23 protein-coding genes and 1 pseudogene are annotated in these 23,758 nt (G+C 26.7%); 2 read left to right on the plus strand and 22 right to left on the minus strand.

Going from position 1 to position 23,758, the window contains the following annotated elements:
• Window positions 1-239: 239 nt before the first annotated feature.
• A complete protein-coding gene (locus K0040_RS02335; RefSeq protein WP_228107366.1) occupies window positions 240-767 on the minus strand; it encodes a VanZ family protein in 528 nt (175 codons plus the stop codon).
• 212 nt (window positions 768-979) lie between these two features.
• Between K0040_RS02335 and K0040_RS02340 the strand changes: the two genes are divergently transcribed.
• Entirely contained in the window at window positions 980-1,291 is a 312-nt protein-coding gene (locus K0040_RS02340) for a hypothetical protein (protein WP_228107367.1), read from the plus strand.
• A 68-nt stretch (window positions 1,292-1,359) separates the two neighbouring features.
• Here K0040_RS02340 and K0040_RS02345 read toward each other — a convergent pair whose 3' ends face one another.
• The 15 genes and pseudogenes from K0040_RS02345 to K0040_RS02400 all read right to left on the minus strand — a co-directional run bounded on the left by K0040_RS02345 (window position 1,360) and on the right by K0040_RS02400 (window position 16,538).
• On the minus strand, window positions 1,360-1,896 hold the full coding sequence (locus K0040_RS02345) for a YcxB family protein (RefSeq protein WP_228107368.1): 537 nt from the start codon (window positions 1,894-1,896) through the stop codon (window positions 1,360-1,362).
• Between the two features lie 232 nt (window positions 1,897-2,128).
• Window positions 2,129-3,094, minus strand: a complete 966-nt coding sequence (locus tag K0040_RS02350) for an Abi family protein (RefSeq protein ID WP_228107369.1) — start codon at window positions 3,092-3,094, stop codon at window positions 2,129-2,131.
• Between the two features lie 285 nt (window positions 3,095-3,379).
• Complete coding sequence (locus tag K0040_RS02355; RefSeq protein WP_228107370.1) at window positions 3,380-7,015, minus strand: YobI family P-loop NTPase; 3,636 nt, start codon at window positions 7,013-7,015, stop codon at window positions 3,380-3,382.
• Window positions 7,016-7,100: 85 nt separating this feature from the next.
• Window positions 7,101-7,241 (minus strand): hypothetical protein, encoded by a 141-nt coding sequence (locus tag K0040_RS02360; protein ID WP_228107371.1) that lies wholly within the window; start codon window positions 7,239-7,241, stop codon window positions 7,101-7,103.
• 79 nt (window positions 7,242-7,320) lie between these two features.
• The gene (locus K0040_RS02365) at window positions 7,321-9,117 is read right to left on the minus strand and encodes a TerB N-terminal domain-containing protein (protein WP_228107372.1); all 1,797 of its coding nucleotides are present in this window, start codon (window positions 9,115-9,117) and stop codon (window positions 7,321-7,323) included.
• Between the two features lie 46 nt (window positions 9,118-9,163).
• Window positions 9,164-9,274, minus strand: a pseudogene (locus K0040_RS21420) (DUF4275 family protein); the annotation flags it as partial.
• 82 nt (window positions 9,275-9,356) lie between these two features.
• On the minus strand, window positions 9,357-9,569 hold the full coding sequence (locus K0040_RS21425; protein WP_369123721.1) for a DUF4275 family protein: 213 nt from the start codon (window positions 9,567-9,569) through the stop codon (window positions 9,357-9,359).
• 291 nt (window positions 9,570-9,860) lie between these two features.
• Window positions 9,861-10,061 (minus strand): hypothetical protein, encoded by a 201-nt coding sequence (locus K0040_RS02370; protein ID WP_228107373.1) that lies wholly within the window; start codon window positions 10,059-10,061, stop codon window positions 9,861-9,863.
• A gap of 137 nt (window positions 10,062-10,198) precedes the next feature.
• Window positions 10,199-11,074: a hypothetical protein gene (locus K0040_RS02375; RefSeq protein ID WP_228107374.1), complete on the minus strand. Its 876-nt coding sequence runs from the start codon at window positions 11,072-11,074 to the stop codon at window positions 10,199-10,201.
• Window positions 11,075-11,371: 297 nt separating this feature from the next.
• Window positions 11,372-11,602 (minus strand): DDE-type integrase/transposase/recombinase, encoded by a 231-nt coding sequence (locus K0040_RS21960; RefSeq protein ID WP_416390185.1) that lies wholly within the window; start codon window positions 11,600-11,602, stop codon window positions 11,372-11,374.
• Complete coding sequence (locus K0040_RS21965; protein WP_416390164.1) at window positions 11,590-11,739, minus strand: hypothetical protein; 150 nt, start codon at window positions 11,737-11,739, stop codon at window positions 11,590-11,592. The genes K0040_RS21960 and K0040_RS21965 overlap by 13 nt, the downstream gene beginning before the upstream one ends.
• Before the next feature lie 934 nt (window positions 11,740-12,673).
• The gene (locus tag K0040_RS02385) at window positions 12,674-13,051 is read right to left on the minus strand and encodes a HEPN domain-containing protein (protein WP_228107375.1); all 378 of its coding nucleotides are present in this window, start codon (window positions 13,049-13,051) and stop codon (window positions 12,674-12,676) included.
• 662 nt (window positions 13,052-13,713) lie between these two features.
• Window positions 13,714-13,923, minus strand: coding sequence for a hypothetical protein (locus K0040_RS02390; RefSeq protein ID WP_074916160.1), 210 nt, complete (start codon window positions 13,921-13,923; stop codon window positions 13,714-13,716).
• A 352-nt stretch (window positions 13,924-14,275) separates the two neighbouring features.
• The gene (locus K0040_RS02395) at window positions 14,276-14,623 is read right to left on the minus strand and encodes a PqqD family peptide modification chaperone (protein ID WP_228107376.1); all 348 of its coding nucleotides are present in this window, start codon (window positions 14,621-14,623) and stop codon (window positions 14,276-14,278) included.
• Complete coding sequence (locus K0040_RS02400; protein WP_228107377.1) at window positions 14,613-16,538, minus strand: OPT family oligopeptide transporter; 1,926 nt, start codon at window positions 16,536-16,538, stop codon at window positions 14,613-14,615. Before K0040_RS02400 ends, K0040_RS02395 begins: the two co-directional genes overlap by 11 nt.
• 371 nt (window positions 16,539-16,909) lie before the next feature.
• Here K0040_RS02400 and K0040_RS02405 point away from each other — a divergent pair, with 371 nt between their 5' ends.
• Window positions 16,910-17,326, plus strand: a complete 417-nt coding sequence (locus tag K0040_RS02405; RefSeq protein ID WP_228107378.1) for a hypothetical protein — start codon at window positions 16,910-16,912, stop codon at window positions 17,324-17,326.
• Window positions 17,327-17,425: 99 nt separating this feature from the next.
• Here K0040_RS02405 and K0040_RS02410 read toward each other — a convergent pair whose 3' ends face one another.
• The 6 genes from K0040_RS02410 to K0040_RS02430 all read right to left on the minus strand — a co-directional run bounded on the left by K0040_RS02410 (window position 17,426) and on the right by K0040_RS02430 (window position 23,573).
• Window positions 17,426-18,802, minus strand: coding sequence for an aldehyde dehydrogenase (locus K0040_RS02410; protein ID WP_228107379.1), 1,377 nt, complete (start codon window positions 18,800-18,802; stop codon window positions 17,426-17,428).
• 171 nt (window positions 18,803-18,973) lie between these two features.
• Window positions 18,974-19,108: a hypothetical protein gene (locus K0040_RS20625; RefSeq protein ID WP_265588780.1), complete on the minus strand. Its 135-nt coding sequence runs from the start codon at window positions 19,106-19,108 to the stop codon at window positions 18,974-18,976.
• Window positions 19,109-19,265: 157 nt separating this feature from the next.
• Window positions 19,266-19,616, minus strand: a complete 351-nt coding sequence (locus tag K0040_RS02415; protein WP_228107380.1) for a hypothetical protein — start codon at window positions 19,614-19,616, stop codon at window positions 19,266-19,268.
• Between the two features lie 287 nt (window positions 19,617-19,903).
• Entirely contained in the window at window positions 19,904-20,515 is a 612-nt protein-coding gene (locus K0040_RS02420) for a hypothetical protein (protein WP_228107381.1), read from the minus strand.
• A 268-nt stretch (window positions 20,516-20,783) separates the two neighbouring features.
• Window positions 20,784-21,980: a DEAD/DEAH box helicase gene (locus K0040_RS02425; RefSeq protein ID WP_228107382.1), complete on the minus strand. Its 1,197-nt coding sequence runs from the start codon at window positions 21,978-21,980 to the stop codon at window positions 20,784-20,786.
• Between the two features lie 327 nt (window positions 21,981-22,307).
• Entirely contained in the window at window positions 22,308-23,573 is a 1,266-nt protein-coding gene (locus tag K0040_RS02430) for a cation:proton antiporter (RefSeq protein ID WP_228107383.1), read from the minus strand.
• Between the last annotated feature and the right edge of the window lie 185 nt (window positions 23,574-23,758).

Below are 23,758 nucleotides of genomic sequence, written 5' to 3' on the forward strand. Positions count from 1 at the left end.
TTTTACTTCATTATACTTATTTACTTCTAGTTTTTCTGCTACTGTTAATATTTCTAGAAATGTTGCTGTATTCATAGAAAGTTCCCCCCTAGAATTTTTATTTACAAGACTTAAATAACTTCATATATATAATATCATACTATAGTCTTTTGATTAAATAAAAAGGCCCTTCATCTAGCAAAGACAAGAGCCAATTTCTTAAGTATATTCTTTATGGATAGTTATAATTTTCTTGAGCATCAGGAATCAATTGTAATGTATCCTTTATCTTGAAGTTTAAATACTAAAAAAGCAAGTAAACATCCAATTACCATTCCTGAAGTATTCATTAGTATATCTTCTAGTTGTACAAATCTTCCAGTAAACAATTGTAATACTTCAATAGATATGGAAATGAAAAATCCCATAAAGACCCCAGTTGCAAATTTTTTAAATACCATAATGGTAAAAAATCCAAATGGAATAAATAATATAATATTTAATATTGTAGCCAGTGATAATCCATCTGATAAAATATTTAAATCAATGTATGATCTAAATGAATGAACACTAAAATTGCCCTCAACTATACTTCCAATTATACCTGTTATGTTCAAAATGGCCAATAACATAAGTAACCATAAAAATTCACATAAAATTTCTACGGAGTTCCACTCTTTTTTTATTTTAAGTACATATTTTATGTATAAAAAGTAAGGCGAGAATATAATAAGGGCTAAGGGTATAACTATTATAAACTCTGATATTCCTCTAATTAAGAAATTCATACATACACCTCCATAGAGTTAATATACTATGTGGACATATAATTACCTTTTTAAGTTTCCTTTGGTATATAAGCGTTTACGTCCTCTTTTGATAACATTGCAGATTTAAAAGAATGCTATAATAAAAACAAGTACACAATTGTTATATATTTTAAATCAAAATATTGTATTAAATTTAAGTCATATAAATATTTATATTTGGAGGGAATAATGTGAAAAAAAAGAAAATTGGAATAGGTTCACTTTCTTTATTATTATTTATTGTTGGTTGTTTATTTAGTTTTACGTTTGATAATCTCCGTATAGGAGATAATATCTTAACTTATATTGGTCTAAAAGCATGGTCTAATGGCAATAGTGGAACTCATTATACAATATTTTATTCTCTATTATTTTTTATTCCATCATTAATTTTGGGTTATAAATTTAATGAGGACTTGGGCTCAAAAGTTGGTAAAATACTATCTACGATTATGGTAACAATTATAGTCGTAAATTCCTTGTTATTTACTTCTGTTTTCTAAATCACAATTTTAATATATTACGAATTAAAAAATCCAATATGTCAACTATTGGATTTTTTCATATTAATTTATATATTTACTCTTTTATATTTGTTTGTAAGATTTTTTATATATAAAGACCTTAAACTATCAATAACTTCACTTTCCATATCTTTTTTTCTTATTAAGGTTGCCTTATTAGCATTTAAATAAGTTATAAAATAATCCTTAGACTCAAATACTTCATAAAATTGAGCATATTTAACTTTTATCTCTCCTTCAAATACTTTACTTTTTACTATTAAAAAATCTTCGTAAAAGTCTAATACTTCTTCTGAATCCAATGACCCTGTTTTATCAGTTTTTATTATTCGTCTAAATTTCATTTCGATTTTTAATATAGTAGCTAAAATTGCTACAATCATTAATATAATCCAATAATATATAAATCCTATTAAATCAAATTGATTTTCACTATAAAAAATTAGACCAGATATAATAGCAGTAAATAAAACCATAACTATAATCATCATTTTGCTTTTTAAAAGTGTTGATATGTATAAAAACTTATGGTAATCTTCCTTTGCCATAGTGGTTTTCACTGTAAATAATTTGCTATAATTCATGTTTTCCCCCTTTTAGCTTAAATATATAATAGATTATAATTCAAATGGAAAATATAGTAAATAATTATATCTGTAAACAAAACCATATATAACATGGATTGATGTAATTATTCTAAAGATCTAAAGGGGGGCACATTTTTGTGCACCCCCCTACTATTGTATTATTAATTATATTTATTTTTAGTAGTATAGCCCCTGCCATCACATCAAATAGCTAATTTTTAAACCTTATCTAGTCTTTGCTAATATCTAACCAATTTTCAACAAATCCCATTTCTTTATAAACATCATTTATACTTATGACTTTTAACTCTTTTCTTAAATTAAATATCTCATTATTTATTTCTATAATCATTTTTGTAAAATCTTTATTTGAAAGAAGTAGCTTTAAGCTGATAACTACAGATAATAAATCCTTTGTACCTTGAGCTAATTTACCATTTTCTTTTTCTATTGAAAGCTTTTTGTGAATATCATTTGCTCTTATTTCTGCAGATGATTTAAAATTATATAATCGTTCACCATGTGCACATTTATTTCTACAATATGTAAGATTTTTTAATATATTGACTAATTCTGCATCAGTTAGTTTAAACTCCTTAGAAATGCTTTGTTTATCTGTTTGCTTCATTAATGAATAAAATTTACTTATAGTACCTAGTGGCAATATATTTACTAATACCCATAAAGGTACATATCCATATTCTATCATATAATGTTTTATTGACTCATGCTTGTCTACTTGTTTTGCAATTATACCTTGTACCCCTGTTATTAAGTCCATAACATATTTTATACTTTTAGCATCACCTTGTTTATAATGAAAATTATCCATTTTCATGTAATTATCATGTCCATACTTTTGTGAAAATTTATACGCTATAATTGCTTTTATAGTATTTTCAACTCTTAATATCCTCTTAAGAATGATTGATTTTAATTCAAAATCAAATTCATATAATGCTTTTATTTCTGAAAACTCAGCTTTGTCTTTATATATTTCATCTGTTGTTGATGTTTTTCTTGTTTCTAAAAATAAATCCTTGTATCCATTTATAATATTATAATAATTTTCTTTTTCTAAATATCTTTTTGTTGATTCATCAGTAGAAAAACATAATCCTCTACTTTTCAAAATTTCTAATTGTTCATCAATTGTTTTAAATTCTTTTTGCTCCATAATAATTCCTTTCAACATCAGATATTTCTAGTTACAATAAAAAGGCCCTGGTCCTCGAAGGTTTCCAGAGCTCTAATCTATCATAATTGTATTTATAATATAACATTTTTAATATTAAGTGTCAATAAATAATTTTGGCCCCAGGCCTCGAAGGTTTCTGGAGCTCTAATCATTATAATATATTTAGTTGTATTATAAATTATGTTCAATAGTTTGTAAATTATTAGTAAATTCTTGAAATAAATAGCCAATAACCACACATCCAAGTATAATTATGAAGCACTTTGGTGACTCAGTTCATAACTATTGTGTTAAACATAAACCTTTACGACTAATTTTATATACTCCTTCTTCCTCATTAAATTCTGATATCCATTTTCTATTTACACACTTGCTTAAAAATTCTCTATTTACTTCATTAATTTCAAACCTAGGTCTACCATTAGTAAATATCTTTTCGTACTCAATTAATCCTATACATTTTATAGCTACTTGTGTTTCTGTTTTAGATAGCTTATCTAAAGAATTATTTAAAAGTTGTAATTTTATATCATTTACCATATTATCCTTCTTCAATATCTCTATAAGTAAATCATAATTAATGTCAATTTTATCTTCAATAATTATATTAATGTGCTCTTCACATATATTCACTATAGTATTTTTTATTAAATTGCCAAAATTCATATAATTCGCTATTAGATATATAAGATCTGATTTATCAAAATTATTACCGATTATGAAATTTTTGATACTATCATTGCATTCTATCTGTGATATAGATATTTGTCCTTCAAAATTAGAAATAAGTTCTATTTTAAAATCATCATCTATATTTGAAGATAATAAAGTTATTAACTCATCTTTTTTAACTTTAGGTAAATCTTCAATCTGATCTATGTATTTTTCAATACTTTTTTCAATAAAAATTATAAATAATTTATTATAATTTGATTGTAAAAATTCTATATTTTGAGATGTAACTTCAAATTTATCTAATTTAACTAACACTTCTAACCTTTCTTCTGATAGTTCTTGTATTTCTTGAGTTGGAGCAGGATATATATAATTAAGTTCTTCTAATATTTTTTTATAATTTTCTATTTGTATATCTTCACAACGTGCTATTGATTCAAATATTTTTTGAGAACTACCCTGCCCAAATGTTTGGTCTATATATGTTTGAGAGAATTCAAAGTTGATTCTATCGCTGTTAATAAAATTTATTAACGTTTCATCTAATGTATTATCCATATAAAAATAATAACTAAGAATATTTTCTATAGAGTACTTAATTTTTCTGTTTTGTAATACATATCCCCATAGTTCCCTATTTTCTATATCTTTAAGTAGTGTCAACTCTGTATCCAATAACATTATGTATTCCTTTATTTTAGTTAGATCAATATCATTGTTATTTATTAATTTTAATGCAGCTTCTTGTGTATCTAATATTTTATCTTCACAGTTATTAATTATCATTTCTATGTAATTTTGAATGTTTTCATTTACATATTCTAAAAGTTTTGAATTTGGATTTTCCAATAGAAGAGAATAGTTCTTATTTTTTATATCATCTTCATTTTCAACGTTAAAAATATATTTTAGAATTAAAGCTATATTTTCTTTATTAATCTTGTACAACTTGTTATTATAAACTGACTCAAATAATCCTTTATTAGATTCTTCAAACTCTAAAATCTCAAACTTAATATTCAAACCTATAAATTCTTCTGTAAGTTTTTCCACATTAGGTTCTTCTATATTTAAAAACAACCTATCTGATGATATGGTATTTGATAGAAATCCCTCTTTATTAATATTTTCTATATCAATTCCATCAGAGTAATAAAGTGTTTGTAATATACACTCTTTCATATCTTTGTATGTAAATTCTGAACTAAAATTAATTTCTTCTAAAAATGTAATCCAATATTTATTAGTTGTTTTTATATATGTAGCTAAATCCTTTGTGAAATTAAAGTATCCTTGCATAAACTTAAACTGTCTACTCTCTCTTAATTGATTCATAAATCTATCTAAATATTTTTTATTCTCATGTTGAGATTGTAAAAGGTATTCAAATAAATTAAAGTTTAAGGTTTCTATTTCATCAAAATCTACTTCTTTAAGTCTAGACAATACTAATTTGGGATTTTCTATATTATAAGTCCATTCTTTAGCTTTTTTATCTGTTACACTACGTAAAAATATTTTATCATTTCTTGATAAGCTATTAGGATAAAAATATGTCATATAATCTGTATATGTTTCATCAATATAACCATTTCTAATTAAATATTTTATTAGATCAAAATATTGACTTGATTTAATTTCATTGAAGTCATTAATTTCACCTATAAAATTTTTATAATTTACATCAAAAATTTCATTAATATTTTCTCTTGTTATAACCTCACTTAATTTCTTATAATTTAATATTACTTTTTCATCATTTAAAATACTAATTCTATCTTTTATTTCGTAATGCTTATTGCTTTGTATTAGTTCAAAGTTTTTCTTTCTCTCAACATACTGTGGATTATTACTGTTTACAGTCAATTCTCCATAGTAATTCTTATTTCCATATATTAAATCTAATTCTCCTATATTATTAATATGTTCCTTTTCACAATCATTAAATTTATCTTCTAGTTCTTGTATCTTAATATTTATTTTATCTATTTCTTCTTTTATTAATTCATCTCTACTTTCAAATATTGTTGATACAAAACCTATATTAATCTGTGTATCGCTAAAATCACGTGGAAATATATTTTTATATACAATCATTGCTAGCAACTTATTATAATCTTGCTCTGTTGTTCCAATTCTATTGTAATAAATTACAAATTCATTATAAATATTCTTCAAGATTCTCATATCATCAACATATAGAGATATGCCTTGTAAAAAATGTTCATCAAACTTATCAAATATACTACCTGCTTTAAGGTGCGCTATAAATTGATTATATGAATTTGAGCTATCTATAACAGGTACTATAGGCATAATAAAATCAAAAAACTTAGTTCTATCTTTAGATATAAAAATATCATCTCTAACTAAATAGAAGAATCTTAATACTTCTTTATGACTTCTCACTCTTTTAGAATTAACTAGTATATTTATTTCTCTTAGTCGTTGAAATATTTCATTTAGATTATATCTATCTATATCCTCAAAAACAATAACGTCTGCATTACAATTTTCAAATATATATAATACTTCATTTAGATATTTATCAAAATATGATTCGTCACTTTTTTCAAAAATCTCTATTTCATTACCGCTAAAGTTTAACTTTTTAAAAATACTTTTATTTTTTTGCATTCTTACAAAATTAAATACTGCTATTGCAAATATTACACTAAAAATAGCACCACTTAAAAATAAACTTATACCTTTCGTTGTTATCTGCATAAATCTCAAGGTATAAAATTCATTCAAACTATTTACAAAATTAATCCATTCTTTGTGATAACGTAGATGCAAACCTGAAACAATAAAAGCTATGATAATTGTGGTTGTCTTAATAATACTTTTATTCGGTACTGTGTTTTTTATTTTGAAATTGGTTTGAGGTATATCAGATGGATTCATTTGATGAATTAATTGATTAAGTATTTTACCTTCTAATCTAGATTCCTTTATATAATTTTTTGTATCATTATTTTCTTCTTGCTCTTGATTATCATCGTCTATTTCATTTAATTGATCGTGTCTTTCAAAATTTGCTAAAGATATATGTAAAAATTTTTTATTTGGAACTCGCCTTTTATAAGATTCTACAACACTACTTTTACCAGCACTATAAGCACCTGTAATAGCAATATTTTTTATTTCATTGTTTTCGAATACAAAATCTAATGCTTCTTTATATGTTTTTAATTCGACGTCTTTAATTGGAGTAAGTTTTTCAAAATGTATTTTCCCCATTGTCATCCCCCCTATTTTAATAATATTTTATTAACAAAAACCGCTACAGTTAAAGGTACAAATTTTAAGTATAAATCTAATTATTTCATATAATCTCCCCATTCATAAGTTTTGTAATTAAACTTCTAACATGTACGCATCTTCGTCTTCTTCCATTAACTCTTTTTATTTTTTCTGTATTTATTATAACATGTATTTCTACAAAACAATCTACTGTGTTTTTCATCAAAATATATACTATAAATAAAAAATATCATTTTGAATTTTGTCAAAATGATATTTTTTATTACAACATTACTATACTATTAAATTAACTGTTCTAAAATTTCTTTATAAGTTCCTCTAACTAAAATGTCTTCATATATAGCCTTATACATACTTTTCCATGCTACATTATCATTTATAAACATCTCATTTTCTTTTTTATCCTTTATAACTTGATTTAACAGATTATATAGATCTTCTTCACTTAGTTTTAAACTCTTTGTTATTTTTTTTATCCAGTCTATAATAGCAGGTGCTAAGAATATCTGATTTTTATCATATGCTAATTTTATTGATCCACCATTTGTAGCTCCATTTAAGTCATAATAACATGCTATCATATATAACTTTAGAGCTTCTTTTAGATTTCCCATTCTTTCATATATTCTTCCTATATCCATAATATAGCATCTGTATATACCCATATTATTATTTAATTTTTCATTAACAGCTATTTTTTCTATTTCCTCAATTAATGCTTCTTCAATAGTAATATTTCTTTTAGAAACTATATTTTTCACTTTCTTTGCACTAACTGGTGAATTATTAATTATATTATCAATAAAATGTCTTCTAGCTCTTTCATTTCTTATGTTAACCATTAATTCATTTTCTTCTTTTGTTAATGCTATTTTAACACCTGTAAATATACTATTTTTTATTAATATATCGTTTTTACATTTTATGCATTTACCTTTAGACACAGGTAGCTTTTCCACCTTTTCCTTACAATATGGGCAAATATAATTGTCATAGAATTCTTCATTTTTATCAAAAATGTTAGTATCTATCTTTTCAAATAGAATGCTTTCTTTAAATATTTTATCTGGTTCTTTCTTATCTTTCTTCTTCGGCTTAATAGATGGAACATAAGCTTCTGATTTTCTAATCTCTTTCAATTTAATCTTTGTAATTTCATGAGTAGCTGATAATAAATCATAAATATATGATTTGAACTCACAATTCTCCAATAAACTTGGAATTTTAGTATACCTTTCATCTATTGAAATATTTGCTATTAATGTTATATCTTTCTCAGGACATTTTTTCAAGTCAAATAGTCTTAAGTCTATGCCATTTTTATTGTATCTTTCAAATAATATATTTGAAAGCTCATTCTCAAAAACTAAACTTTCATTCTTAATATATCTATTATTTTTAAATCCAACTTTGCTAGCTATAGCCATTACCTCTTTAGGCGTAATTTCTCCATATAATTTATACTTAGCTAAAAGATACAAATCGGATATGTACACATCATCTACATCGTCTGTATCTTTTAATAGCTGTATAAATAAATCTGGTCTATTACGTATTATACAAGTAGCAATCAACGCATTTGTAGAGTATGATGTAAAAGATTTATTTTTATGATTTTTTCTCAATCTGCATATTATATTCCATGCTTTTGCGTAGTCACCAAATAATAAATGTCTTTCTAATCCATAATAAAATAAAAATACATAGCTAATATCTATTTTATTGTCTATGTTTTGAAGCCAATTTAAATAAATCCATCTTTGCTGAGGAGTTAATTCATCGTAGGATGGATAGTACCCTGGAGTTTCAACGTCTTTATTTTGTGAGTTTTTAATCATATCATTTATACTTATTAGGCTTGGTTCTTGCTTTGATAAAAAGGAAAAGGTAATAGTTATTCCATTTGATTCTATTTTTTCTTCTTTAGCCTTTTTTTCTTCATAGTTTTTGTATTTTCCATCTTTAAACCAAAGCAATTCCATAATATCATTAGGTATATTTACAAACATATTTTCCTTATTTGATGATAAATTATTATTAACATTTATTAAGTTACCTATCTTACTTAGTAATCCCATATTTATTCCACCCTTTTTAATTTATTAGTATTCCAAAATACTACAATTACAACATGCAAAAGTAAGGTCCATACAAATCTTTTTCACGAGTATTTACATAAGTCCATCTAAAATACTTATCTACTATATAAACATCATTTTCTTTATTAAAACCCTTAGCTTTTGCTTTATTCCAATCAAATACCTAAAAAGCTTTATTTTCATATTGATATAAATCATAATCATCATATCTATGATGTTCAAAAAAAATATAATATCCTCTTTTTTCGCAATTTATCAAATGATTTTCTTGCATCATTACTTTCTAAATAATCTATTTTATCATAACTAAATACATGCCATAAAGAACCATCCCTCCCTATTGTATCTATTCTTTCTCTTTCAGTTAAATGTCCTGCAAATACTTCTATCCATTTACTTTTAATTTCTTCTAAACTATATAAGCTTGAAATTCAACTTTTTCGTCAATCAGTAACCCCCCCTAAATATAATTAATTTATATTTTCAATCTATAACTATTGTTTTCTTAATCTATTTCATAAGTTTTATAATATATTCTTTCTTTTCTTAACTTAATGTTATCTCATAGTTTCATTACTGTAAATCTAAAGTCTCAATAAATTTATCTCTCTCATTTTTACTAGAAAAACATAAGTTAACACCATAAAAAAGTACATTCATTTTACCAATTACCAATAGTGAAAGGGGGTACACATTTTTGTGTACCCCCTTTCACTTACTTACTATAACTTAAGTGTAGGTATAGAGATACTATCTATCTCACCATTAACTTTACTTCCAACAAAAGCTTTATAAATATATGTCTTTTCAGGTTTATTTTCAAGATTGATCTTAGTACTTACTTCTATTTCTGACATATCTACTTTGTAGTTATTAAAAAAAGATAAGTTACCTAACTTTTGATTAGAATAAGTTATAAACATTATGCTAAAATAAGGAATTGTAACCATTAAAGGTATTTGATAAGCTATTATGGTTGAAATTTTTTGTCTTTTTTCTTTTCTTCTAAATATTGAATTAATAAATATTATTACTCCATACCCTATAATACAACATAAGGCTATTTATCCCAGAAATGTTTTATCCTATATCGTCTTATTTCTTTTTTAACTGCTTTATCAATTTCTTTATTTCTCAAATAACGAACTTCTTTGGGCTGTTTGATATCTTCTGAAATATCATATTTAGAAGTATAAGTTTTTGTGAATAATTTAATATAGGTCGGGTCATAATTTAAGTAATCCAGTAATTCTTTCCAATATATAGTCATAAAACGTAAATCTGTAAAATATGAAGATAACCTATTTCCCAAATATATTAACTCCTTTTTTTCTCCATCTGATTCATATTTTTCATATATTTCCTTAATTTCAGGGTAACCGTTTCGTAAATTAGGCAGTCTGTTTTTTATATTATTAACAATATTGAGTAGTTTAAAATTCAGATTGAGGAAAAAACACGATTGCAAAGAGTCAATAAGAATATCATTATTTATATAAGACAAACTTAAAGTAATCAAATCCACATCAATCTTGTTTTCCTTATAGAACTCATAGAACATCAAAGAATCTTTTTTTATTTTCTCATAGAAATCTTCATCATGCTTTCTGTCTACCCTTTCAGGAATTTTGTCCACTATCTTACAATATGTTTCTATACCGTCATAAATATCTTGTATAATTTCGTTACACCTAAAATCTTTCTTTAACATGCTTTTACTATAACGGACTTGAATAACATAAATGCACAAAACAGCTAAAATACTACATAAAATGCCACTAACATAAGTATTCTTCATAACCGACACAATTACTCCGAACACAGAACTCATGCTAAAATCGGCAAAAGCCTCTATTTTAATAACAATTACTATATGCAATACAAGACAAATCATAAATATTGCAAACATTACTTGTCTATACAAAGATTTTTTCAATAATTTTCACCTCCATAGCTTGGATCTGTGTCAATATTTTAGACACAAATAATTAAATTTTTAACTTGCTCTAGCTATTTTTTCGCATTAGTTTTGTGATATAAAACCAATGCTTCTATGAATTTGTTTTCTATTATACCAACCTTCTATATATTCAAATAGCTTTAGTTTTGCATACTAAAAATCAAAATACTTAACCCTATAAACTTCTTCTTTCTTTAAGAATAGCATGGAAAGATTCTATACAAGCATTATCATAATGACATCCTTTTTTACTAAAGGATTGAATCATTTTGTTTATTGATCATAGTTACTAGAATCAGAACTCGTATATTGCGATCCTAAATCAGAATGAAATATAAGCCCCTCATCGGGCTTTTGAACTAGAACAGCATAATCTAAAGCTCTTATTATTAAATCCGTTGTCATTTTCTTATCAGAAGCGTAGCCCACTATCTTCTTTGTATGTAAATCTATTACTGACGCTAAATAGCACCCACTATCTCTTATTGTGTTTATGCAGGTAATATCCCCAACCCATTTTCATTTTTTTTATTTGTTGTAAAATCTTGATTTAAAACATTATCCTTATCTTCTATTTTTGCTTTGGTAGTCTGATGCTTAAACTTTTTTATTATCACTGATTTTAATCCTAATTCACTCATAATTCTCTGTTTACATCAAGTTTTTAGATAATACCTTATGATTTTTTGTTGCACCATTACTATCATCATAAATAGATTAGATTTCTTGTTTTAAAATTTCTCTTTCAACAGCTGTTTTACTAGTTTTTTTGTATCTAAAAGAATAGTACGTACTTCTTGGAATACCTAACACTTTACACAATAATTCAACCTTATGTCTTTCTTTTAATTCATTAATTAGGTTAACAACAGATTCTACTTCTTTGCAAGTATGGCCATATCCTTTTTTAAGATTTCATTTTCTTCCTTAATTTTAAATAGTTCTCTCTTAAGAGCTCTTAATTCTTTTAATGTCATTTCATCTTCAGAACTTGAAGATACTTGAGAATTATCTTTTATCCATGTAGATATTGTTGACTTTGGTATGCCATACTCACTATGTAATACTGCTAATGATTTTCCTTATTTATATAATTCTGTAATTGTATTTTTAAATTCTTCTGTATATTTTGCCATATTTAGACACGTCCTTTCTAATCTACCTCTATTATAATTAGTTCGATTAATTGTGTCTACATGCTTATACTAACATCATGGTCACTTGTCGACGGCTCTGATACACTTTCACTTATATTTCAGTAAGTTTATAAATCATCCTTTCTGGGCATAGAAAAAGCGACCAATCGTAATGACTAACCGCTTGAAATGCTACTTTAATTCCATACTTTTAAATTTTATTGAGTTTATATTAGATCCTTGTTTTTGTAAAAACTCTTTTAACCTTGTCCCATCATCATATGCTTCAATCTCCTCATAGATTTACTCTTCTATTTTCTTATCACATAAATAAAAATTTTCGTCAAATTTCAATATATATTTATGTTTATTATCTACATACTTTAAGAACATATTTTTTAGTTATGTTAGCCTATCTTAACAAGAAATATTTTATGACTTACATTTCAATAGTAACATTTTCCCCTTTTTCCAGATTATTTTTACTGTACTCAAATATAGTATTCACAAACGTCTCCCAAAAAGTTAAATCTATCTTTTCAGCTTTAAAGATATTTTCATAAATATATCTAAAATCAACAAAAACATTTGAACAATCGCGGAGCTTTTTATCAAAATCTTTCTCATTTATAACTCTCTCTAAATGTTCCTTTATTTCTTTTGGGAGTAATTTATATAATTCGTATAACATGTGATTTTTACCATATTTTATTCTCTTTTGCTCTAAAATAGCTTTCAAAAATATTTCACAAGCAAATGCAGAGTTAACCATATACGGTATTGGTAAATATTCTATCCCCCCCTGTCTAATAGTCATAAGACACCTGTCACTTGCATACTTAAAATTTAGAGCTTGCTCATATTTCGTGTACAATAATAACACCTCATTTCGTTTTATAATAATCTTGAAATAATTATATCGTTACTACAAGAAGTTATCAACACTAAATACGTAATACGTTTTCTACAATACCTACACCTACTGTCAATTTCGTCCAATGCTATGTATCGGAAGCGTAAAACCTCTGTTGTCAGTAATGCGGTAACAATAGCCGCATGAGCAATGAAGCACGTGCATAATCGTTTCAATATCTTTTTCCTTTAGTTATATAAAAAAATAAACGCTCATTTTTGAACGTCTGTAAATAGAAAAGAAGCACCGTGTTGTATGTGTTCATCTTAAAAATCATATTTAATTTTATTTTTTCTAAAAAGTGCAGAAATTTTATTAGTATTGTTGTGTATGGGTTGTTTTCAATATCCTTTTGTATGGGAATTGCCTTTTTCTCATTTATCAACTGCAGGAGTTGTCACTCCTAAATGCTCAGCTATTTGTTCTTGAGTTAAATCAACATCAATAATTTTAACTAGTAGTTAAACATAAAAATGCACCCACATTTTTTTGTAGGTGCATTTATTATTCTAACCTTTCGTAGGTTTTACTCATTTAATCCCTTCCTTTTTATAGATATTTGGTGATTATATGTAGTATTCTTCTATATCTATTTGTGGTGTAAATGTTTTGCAGCCACATTCACATTTGTATACCTTTCTATTACTTACCTTATCAATCTCTACTTCAATATCTAACTCATTTTTAACAACACCGCACTCGCTGCATCTCAAATCCATTGTGTTTTTATCCTTTTGTATAAGATATATTACATTACCTTTTTTTATTTTTCTCATACTCATTTCTCCCTTCATTTTATACCTTTTTTCTTTTGATTAACAGATACTTTATGTTTTGTAGTCTCTATTTAATGTTTAATCTCTAAAATTCTATTAATTTTCACTTCCAAATCTTTTGTCATGTTTATTATACCCTTATTTTTTATCATTAAAAGTCATCAATATATTTTGTAACTTTTTGTTTCTTCTTTATATTTTTTTAACGAAACAGTATATTAAAATGATAAATTATGGAAGTATTCCTACATACAAAAATGGCCTATGGAACATATAACGTTGTTCCATAGGCCTTGATTGTGAGTGTGCTTTATACCTATTTATGTCAATATCTAATATTTAAGTCTTTTAATTAGTTATTAATTTTTTCTATATATTTGCAATTTGTTTCAATATGATTTAGGAAAAGTAATAACCTTTCGTAAAGTGGGTTTACTTTTTCTCCAAACTTAAGTTCAAGTTTTTTTCCAACTTCTTCAACAGTTTTTTTGCCATCTATTTCTAAAAATACTGCACTGCTGTATTGATCTAACTCTATTTTTTTATGAGTAGGAATTTTAAATTTTAGTTTTCTAAAAAACTTCTGAATCTTATAATCTTGTTTTTCAAGTATAGTAACTACTTTATCTTCATTTACATCATATTCTATATTATCACAAATTTTATAAATAATATCTAAAATTTCTTGATTAGTTTTCATTTTTCTTAATTTTAGATATCATTATTGGCACAGTTGTAGTTATAACTAGTAAGATTAATATTACTAATGCCATCATATTTCCAGCTGCAAATCCAGTTGGAACTTTAGGAGTTATTACTCCAGATACTTGTAGGATTATACCTATTAGACCTATTATAGATCCACCAGCAACTAATCCTGAAGATAGACTTATACCGTTAGAAACTCTAGCTTCTTTTTCAGCATCATCTTTACACATTTTTTCAACAACTACACGTATTAATGCTCCAACTAATATTATAGAAGTTGTTGATATTGGTAAGTAGAATCCTATAGCTATAGTCATTATTGGTAAGTTTAATAAGAATAAGAATAAAGCCATAACTACACCAGCTATTACCATAACCCATGGTAAATTTCCTGACATTATACCTGAAGTTAATGTAGACATTAAGTTAGCTTGAGGTAGTGCAAATTGTGCATCTGCTCCAGTAACAGCTAATTGATCAGCAAGTAATAATATTGTTCCTGTAACAACAACAACACCTACTACAGAAGCTATTGCGAAGTAGTTTTGCATTTCTTTCTTACTTCCACCTATTACATAAGTAACTTTTTGAGATTGAGTATATCCACCAGCTGTTGATATTGCAACAACCATGAATGCAGCAAATAATAATAATGATTTGTTATCAGCATTGCTAGTCCATCCCATTATAACAAACACTAATGTTAATATAACTAATGAAGCTATTGTCATTCCTGATACTGGAAGGTTAGATGTTCCTATTGTACCAGTTAAACGTCCTGCAACTATTACGAATAATAATGATAATATTAGAGAAACTATTGCTCCTACTATTGCCATTTTTATACTTCCAGATATAATAAATGCTGCTACAAATGCTATAACCATACTAGCTATAAGTATTAACATTTCACCTGAACTACCTTCAGAACTTCCGTCTTTACCAGATCTTGCATTTAAAGTTTCTTTTACAGATACAACTATTGTTGGTATAAGCTTTATTGCTCCTATAATACCACCACAAAGCATCATACCTGCACCTATGTACTTAACATAACTTCCAGATATTGCATTTACGTCCATTTGGTTTATAACTACTGACGCATCATTCCATGCATTCATATTGTTAGAAGCCATATCAGTGAAGTAACCTATTAATGGAGCTATCCCAAAGTTAGATAATATAGAACCAGCAAACATTGTTAAAGAAACTTCTAATCCAACTATAAATCCTATACCTAATAATAATGGGTTTACTTCCATAGAGAACTTCCACTTGTAGAACTTACTTCCTAAGAATGTCATAGTGTTATTAACTACATTGAAGAATGATCCTGTTAAAACATTTATAATACCACTTATTCCAAAACCTATTCCCATGAATTTGATAGCATCTCCGCCACCTTCAGATGCAACAAGAGTTTCAGATATAGCCATTGACTCTGGATACATAAGTTTTCCATGTTCTTCTACTATTAAGTAGTTGTAAACTAAAGATGAACATCCTATACCGAATAAGCATCCTCCAACTCCTACTATTACTCCTTCTAAGAATGTTATTTGACTTCCTATAAGGATAACTGCTGGTAATACAAAAATCATACCACTTGCTATAGATTCTCCACCACTTGACATACCTTGGATTATATTTTTCCCAAGTATACCTTTTGATTTAGCGAACACTCCTATAAGCATAGAACCAATAATAGCTCCAGGAATTCCTGCTGCAACTGTTAACCCCGACTTCATACCAGAGTAAGCTGTAGATGCTGCAAATAGTGCTGCTAGTACAATACCTATTAATAATACTGCAAGGTTTGTACCTTTTTTTGACTTATCGTTTATATATGGCACATAATCTTTACCATTTACACCGCCATAAGCCTCTTTTGATAATTTCTTATTCATATCAATTATTACCTTTCTTATTTAATTGTTTTCAATTATAGCATAATTCGATATTATTTGATATATTTTTTATTTTTCAAAATATTTTTTAAAAGTTTTTTATCTTTTTCATTACATTTTTTCTGTTTTTATCAAAATTCCAACATATTAGCATCCTTTTACAAGGTCTATTTAAACAAAAAAACTCATACATTTGCATGAGTTTTTATATTTATTAAATATTATATTAATTTCACCTACTTTATTATCTGCTAAATTAGGTTAACTTTTTCCCCGTTTAGGTTTTATCTAAGAATCTTCCAATGTCCATTTGTAAATTTTTACTAATTTTGGTATTATTATATAAAAATACTCAAACTTAGGGGGTAATCATGACAAATGATAAATTAATCAAGTTGAATAGAATTTTACTGGGAATAATAGTATCATTAACTATTTTATTAATTTTGCTTTTTATTTTGCTTTTTTTTAATATAATTGGTAGTGAAATAGTTCTCCCATTTGTTCCTGTATATATTGTAAGCTTTTTATTATTTGGGACTTATGTATTTATTGTAACCTTAATACAACTAAAAAATTTAAATAAGAAAGATCGCAAAATAAGAATTGTTAAGTTTATAAAAAGTTTTCTTGCCTACTTTTTGTTTATAGGTTTAATTTATCTATTTTTCCGACCTAATAATATTGATTTCTTTAATATTTTTGGTATATCTTTTGCCTGGTCATTTGGATTTAATTTTTTAGATTTATTATTTTTTAGAAATACTAGCGAGTCCAACTGGTATTAAAATCCACACTTAAAATAGTACATAGAAAAAGAGTTAAAGTATTGAAATTCATATATTTCACTACTTTAACTCTTTTTTCATATCATCATCACTACAAAACTACTTCATTATTTTTTTAATTAGTTTTATCTTTTTCTTGTATGGTGGAAATACCAACTTAATATCTATTTTAGTGCTTTTTTTAACTATTGATTTGGTATGAGTAAAAGTATCAAAGCTTGCTCTTCCATGATAGTTACCCATTCCAGAAGTTCCAATCCCTCCAAAAGGTAGATGAGCTGAGGCCACATGACTTATGGTGTCGTTTACACACCCTCCTCCAAAAGTAAATCTTCTTATTATATCTTCACTAAAATCGTCATTTTCTGAAAATACGTATAGTGCCAGTGGATTTTTGTGCTTAGAAATATAATACTTTATATCTTCCAAATCTTTATACTTGATAACTGGAAGTATGGGACCAAAAATTTCGTCTTCCATTACACTATCTTCCAAAGTTACATCTCTAATAATTGTTGGTGAAATATATCTTTGTTCGAAATCCACATCTCCACCCACTACTATTTTGTCTTTGTCATTTTCAAGAATGTTGTTTAGTCTATTCATATGCTTTTCGTTTATTATTCTGCCAAACTCTTTGTTGTTTATAATATCATTTCCATAAAATTCAACTATGGTATTTTTCAGTTCTTCTATAAGTTCTTCATATATATGTTCGTGAGCCAATAAATAATCCGGTGCCACACAAGTTTGTCCAGCGTTTGTTAGTTTTCCCCACAATATGCGTTTGGCACTTACTTTTAGATCCGCCGTATTGTCAACTATTACAGGAGATTTTCCCCCAAGTTCCAATGTTATTGGTGTTAAATGCTTACTGGCTTTTTCCATTACTATTTTTCCAACATTAACACTGCCAGTAAAGAATATGTAGTCAAACTCTAAATCTAAAAGATCACTATTTACTTTGTAGTCTCCAGTAATAACTGCAATATATTCTTCGTCAAAAGTTTCTTTAATTATTTTTTCTATTATAGTTTCCGTTGCAGTTGCGTATTCAGAAGGTTTTATAATCACAGTATTTCCTCCTGCTATGGCACCAATTAATGGCTCTATAGTTAATTGAAATGGATAGTTGTAGGGCCCTATTATTAGTACTGCTCCATAGTGAGACTTATAAATATATGATTTACCAGGAAGTTGTGCTGCATCATTTTTTACTTTTTTAACTTTTGTCCAATTTTTTAAGTTTTTTATAGCAAAGTCTATACTTCCATAAACAAACCCAACTTCGTTGGAATAAGCTTCGAAAATATGTTTTCCCAAGTCTTTATTTAATGCATCAATTATTTCGTCTTCATATTTCTTTATTACTTTCTTTAATTTTTTCAAATTATTAATTCTTTTATCCACATCTATTGTTCCAAGATGAGATAAATAACTTCTTTGACCTTCTAAGATATTTTCATATTTATTCATAATTAACCTCTTTTTATCCATTTGTCATTTTTGTTTCCCTACATTATATTATACACAAATTTTCTACTATTAAAAAAATCTATTTCCTTATTAATAAAACTTTAAGGAAATAGATTTATATTTGAGCCTAATTATAATTATTATGTTAATTTTTATTTTTATTATGTTTTCTTAGAACTTAGAAACATCACTATTTGTTGATCTATTTTTTGTTGCAGAAAATACAAATGCTACCATACTAGTAAGAGTTAATGCTAGTAAAATCATGTTTATTCCTTTGTATAATGCTTCAACTGTAATAGACATTTCCCCACCCCCGTTTATGAATTAACTATATTATGTAAATAATTTCCAAATCTATATAATAAATTGTATCAGTTTTTTACAAAATTATCATCAATTTCTACATTTTTTGTAAATCTTTTAACAATCTTTTTTATTATTTATTTAACTAGGTTTAATTTTATATCTCCGTTTCAAAGTCTAAGTCTAATTCTGTATTAGGAGCTTGTGGTCCAGCTTTAATTGCTTTTTGTGTAGTGATTACTCTTATATTTGTTAACAAAAGCCCTAAAAAAACAAGTAATATAGCTAAATCATCTTCGTCAAGTTGTTCAGCCAAACTATAAGATAATGTGGCAGCTAATACTATAAGTTCAGCATAAGTAAAATCAGAAAACTTTATATTATCCTTATTATTTTCCTTGGAATTACTATTTTTTTTTGAATTGCTACTTTTTTTTGAGTTGCAATTTCGGCTTGATTGCTTATTACTTTTCTTCTCTGTGCTTTCCCTTTTTTTCTTTTTAGCCACCCTAACTTCCTCCTTGTAAACTTATATATGTATATTAAAATCTACTTATTATTCATATGTTTTAATTTACAAAAATTCGCTTTGCTCATATCGCCAACGAGATGCCTTCGCTCCGCTTCAGGCAACTCCGTTGCTCAAAAATACATTTTTTACACTTTTTAAATGAGTTCATATAACTTAATTACAGAGTTTATCAACAGCGTAAATCTAGCTATAATTTCCTGACATGTAAAAAAATAGTACTCATTAAAGAATACTATTTTATTTATATAATTATGAATATTTTTCTATTTGCTAAACATTATACTTTCTTTTTCATCCGCTTCTCCAAGAAGCAAGTTTGTAACATCTGCATCAGATTTTATATTCCATTTATTATCTTTTTTAGTTAAGTTAATTTGGCCAGTTCTAGTTTCTGCTTTGCTATTTTTAATTTTTGATTCTAAGCTTTTTTCCACATCAGATTGTTTTACATCTTTTCCAACTAAACTTTCTTTCATGCTCTCTTGCATAACTTCCAATAACAAATTGCTATAATTAGGTGCTTTTACTTCCACCTTTACAGTTGCACTATCTTCTTTTACATTTTCAGATACTACCTTAGCATCTATCTTTGAAAGATACATTTTTAGTGATTCATCTAAATTTTTGCTTTCTTTATTTGATTCACTAGATTTGTCAGGTGTTTTGTTAGTTGTTGAAGTTTCAGTAGTTTCTTCATTTAGTATTTCATCTGAAAGTGTGTTTTCTATAAGTTTTTTAGCTTCTTTGCTATCACTTTTCTTTATAGATGAAAAATATGTGTTTACCGCATCTGTTGGTGTTTCACTTTTGCAACCAGTCATCATTATAGGTAAAAATAGCATAATCATAAGAAAAGTTAATACGTTTTTTTTCATTTGTTTTATCCCCTTTGTTCTTTTTTATTCTATTAGTCTTTTCCCCTAATTTTGTTGAATAATTTGTATATATCTATTTTCTTCTATAAGAGTGTAACATTTTTCTTATATATAAATTGTTGTATTGTGGTGGATAAAACAAGAAATTATAGACTTTTTTTCTTATTATTTGATAAATAAAATCTAATTCCAAACTTATTACATATAATTTGACTTAATTCAAAGAAATATTTTTTCATATATTAGAGTCATATTTGTTTAAATTAATTTATTTTCTATCTTTATTTTCTCTTTTTGCTTTTGTTTCCTTTTTTAATTTTGTAAAGTCCACATCAACAAACTTACCTTCTTTTATTTCTACTGCATTCATATTTATTTTAAACTGTCTTTTGTAATCTCTAATTGTATTTAAGTTTTGATTAGTAACAATTGATATTGCGCTACCTTTTTTATTACCCCTAGCACTTCTACCACATCTGTGTAGATATTCGTTTTTGCTAGGTGGAAAATCTAAGTTGAATATATGACTAACATCAGGTATATCTAGTCCTCTTGCAGACAAGTCAGAAGAAACTAAAATAGCTGCTTTTCCACTTCTAAAAGAAGTCATTGCATTTTTTCTATCTTCTTTACTCATTTTACCTGAAATACACACAGCTTTGTAATTATGGTAGTTTAATTTTTCGTTAATAACTTCTATACTATCTTCGTCATTTACAAAAACTATTGCTCTCTTAGCCTTAGCACTAGATAAAGCCTTTCTAAGAATTATGAACTTTTCTCTTCTGTCACCATAGATGTACATATGGTTTATATTTGGGTTTATAGCTGACTGATCAGTCGCTTTTATGATTTCCATATCCTTCATCATATAATCACAGAAACTTTCAGATTTTTCGTCTAAACTTGCTGTAAATCCTAAAAGTTGTCTATCTCTTAAAGTAGTTTTTATTATTTTTTCAACAATTCCTTCACCTTTACCACTTACTAAACTATCAACTTCGTCTAGTATTATAGTCTTTACATCATGTACTCTTAGTTTTTTTTGTTGAATTAAATCAAGAAGTCTACCAGCAGTTCCTACTACTATATGAGGCTTCATTGCTTTTATGTTTTTAATTTGTTTTTGGATGTTAACTTCTCCTATTATGGCAAAAGTAGTTACATCCATATTAGAGTTTTCTGCTAATAATTTTGATTGGTTTGCTATTTGCATTACTAGCTCATGAGTAGGTGCAAGTACTAAAACTTGTGTCTCTCTCATAGTTGTGTCTATTTTTTCAAACATTGGAAGTAAATAAGCTAGGGTTTTTCCACTTCCAGTTTCACTATTTACTAGTAAGTCTTTGTTTTCTCTTATTTTTTCTATTGTTAATGACTGAACCTTTGTTGGCTCTGTTATATTTTGCTTTACTAGTCCTTTTATAAGTTTTTCATTTATTACCAATTGATTAAATGTTTTCATTTGTTGCTCCTTTAAATATAGTTATCTTCTATTATACACTTATATCATGAAGTATGTCTATGTCTCCTTCTTCCTACAATTTATTATATCCAAAATTCGCTTCGCTCATGTCGCCAACGAGATGCCTTCGCTATCGCTTCAGGCAACTCCGTTGCTCAAAAATACATTTTTTACACTTTCTAAATGAGTTGAGATAACTTCATTCCAAAGTTTATCAACTGCGTAAATTCAACTATAATTTCCTAACATGTAAAAAATCAAAAGGCATATATTTTCCAAATTAAAAAATACACGCCTTTTGATTTAATTTCATTTTTAAATTAAACTCTATGCAACTTGAGATATTTGATCTCTTTCTTCACTTTCTTCTAAAACACCAAGTTTTTTTGCAACCATTTTAGTAGTACTAGCTTGTACTATTAAAGTAACAAGTATTGTCATAAATACTACTGATGATATTATTTCATATCCTGGAATTTTCATAGAAACTATTATTCCTGACAGAGCTGCTGGTATAACTCCTGTTTCCCTAACCCACATCATAAATAATCTATCTTTAAAAGTCCAGTTTGCACTTTTGTCAAATGCTGTACATATTAAAACTACAAGTGGTCTCGCTACAAACATTAATACTAAGGCCATTAATAAAGATGGTGCCCAATATGTTGCAAGAGCTCCTAAGTCTACTTGTGTTCCAAGAACTACAAATATTGTCATACGACACATTGTACTTACACTTTCTGAGAAATGTTGTACTGATTGGAAGTCGTATTCTGGTATCCATAGACCAAATAATTTTCTATTTCCAGAAATTAAACCTGCTATAAATACTGCCATATATCCACTACCACCAAGCTTAGTTGCTATTTCATAAGCTAGGGCAACTTTTAGTAAGGCCATTATTGGTGCATAAGAGTGGAATACTCCTATTTTTTTGTCTGACATAAATACTGTTAATAAGTATCCTATTACTACACCTACCCCAATACCTACACCTGCTGATACAAGCAATTCTTTTACACTAGCACCCACAGAAAACTCACCACTAGTTAATACTCCGAGTAATGTAGAAACTAATATAGCTCCTACTGCATCATTAAATGCTGACTCACTTACTACTGTTTGTTTTATTTTATCCTTTATAGTAACCTGTTTAAAAACTGGTATAAGAGCCGCTGGGTCAGTTGATGCTACTACTGATCCTAAAAGTAAAGCTGTTACCATTGGAATTCCAAAAACTTTGCCTGATATTACACCTACTACAACAGCTGATACTATAACACCTACTGTTGACAACATTCCTACGCTTATCTTAACTTTATTTAATACTTTTAAATTTATTTCTTTTCCACCTTCAAACAATATAAATGCTGACCCAAATGTTAATATAAGGTTATTTTCCACTGGAAAAGATTGCACGCTTATTATGTTTAAAACTGCTGGTCCTATTATTATTCCGGCTATTAAATAAAGTATTACGTCTGGAATTTTTAATATTTCACTTAGTCTCCCTAACACTATTCCTGTAATACCTATTGTTGCAAAAATAAAAATTAAATGATTAGTTGCAATTGCTTCTACTGTACTTTCCATATCTTTTTCTCTCCCTTTTCTTGATTAACAAATGCTAATTATATTCCTTTAATTTCATTAAGTCAATAAGAAAACTAAACATTTCCACCAAATTTTTCCTGGTATATACAGTATATTTAGTAATTTTTTACAATATTTTCAAATATTTTCCATATTTTACAATTTATATTTTTCTTTATTTTCAC

This window comes from Terrisporobacter petrolearius, from assembly GCF_020748185.1.
Classification (GTDB): Bacteria; Bacillota; Clostridia; order Peptostreptococcales; family Peptostreptococcaceae; genus Terrisporobacter; species Terrisporobacter petrolearius.

Bases quoted from the DNA above. Each gene is read 5' to 3' on its own strand.
- K0040_RS02335 (WP_228107366.1), bottom strand. From the start codon at position 767: ATGAATTTCTTAATTAGAGGAATATCAGAGTTTATAATAGTTATACCC.
- K0040_RS02345 (WP_228107368.1), bottom strand. From the start codon at position 1,896: ATGAATTATAGCAAATTATTTACAGTGAAAACCACTATGGCAAAGGAA.
- K0040_RS02350 (WP_228107369.1), bottom strand. From the start codon at position 3,094: ATGTTGAAAGGAATTATTATGGAGCAAAAAGAATTTAAAACAATTGAT.
- K0040_RS02355 (WP_228107370.1), bottom strand. From the start codon at position 7,015: ATGGGGAAAATACATTTTGAAAAACTTACTCCAATTAAAGACGTCGAA.
- K0040_RS02360 (WP_228107371.1), bottom strand. From the start codon at position 7,241: ATGAAAAACACAGTAGATTGTTTTGTAGAAATACATGTTATAATAAAT.
- K0040_RS02365 (WP_228107372.1), bottom strand. From the start codon at position 9,117: ATGGGATTACTAAGTAAGATAGGTAACTTAATAAATGTTAATAATAAT.
- K0040_RS02370 (WP_228107373.1), bottom strand. From the start codon at position 10,061: ATGTTTATAACTTATTCTAATCAAAAGTTAGGTAACTTATCTTTTTTT.
- K0040_RS21965 (WP_416390164.1), bottom strand. From the start codon at position 11,739: ATGAGTGAATTAGGATTAAAATCAGTGATAATAAAAAAGTTTAAGCAT.
- K0040_RS02385 (WP_228107375.1), bottom strand. From the start codon at position 13,051: ATGACTATTAGACAGGGGGGGATAGAATATTTACCAATACCGTATATG.
- K0040_RS02390 (WP_074916160.1), bottom strand. From the start codon at position 13,923: ATGAGAAAAATAAAAAAAGGTAATGTAATATATCTTATACAAAAGGAT.
- K0040_RS02395 (WP_228107376.1), bottom strand. From the start codon at position 14,623: ATGAAAACTAATCAAGAAATTTTAGATATTATTTATAAAATTTGTGAT.
- K0040_RS02400 (WP_228107377.1), bottom strand. From the start codon at position 16,538: ATGAATAAGAAATTATCAAAAGAGGCTTATGGCGGTGTAAATGGTAAA.
- K0040_RS02405 (WP_228107378.1), top strand. From the start codon at position 16,910: ATGACAAATGATAAATTAATCAAGTTGAATAGAATTTTACTGGGAATA.
- K0040_RS02410 (WP_228107379.1), bottom strand. From the start codon at position 18,802: ATGAATAAATATGAAAATATCTTAGAAGGTCAAAGAAGTTATTTATCT.
- K0040_RS20625 (WP_265588780.1), bottom strand. From the start codon at position 19,108: ATGTCTATTACAGTTGAAGCATTATACAAAGGAATAAACATGATTTTA.
- K0040_RS02420 (WP_228107381.1), bottom strand. From the start codon at position 20,515: ATGAAAAAAAACGTATTAACTTTTCTTATGATTATGCTATTTTTACCT.
- K0040_RS02425 (WP_228107382.1), bottom strand. From the start codon at position 21,980: ATGAAAACATTTAATCAATTGGTAATAAATGAAAAACTTATAAAAGGA.
- K0040_RS02430 (WP_228107383.1), bottom strand. From the start codon at position 23,573: ATGGAAAGTACAGTAGAAGCAATTGCAACTAATCATTTAATTTTTATT.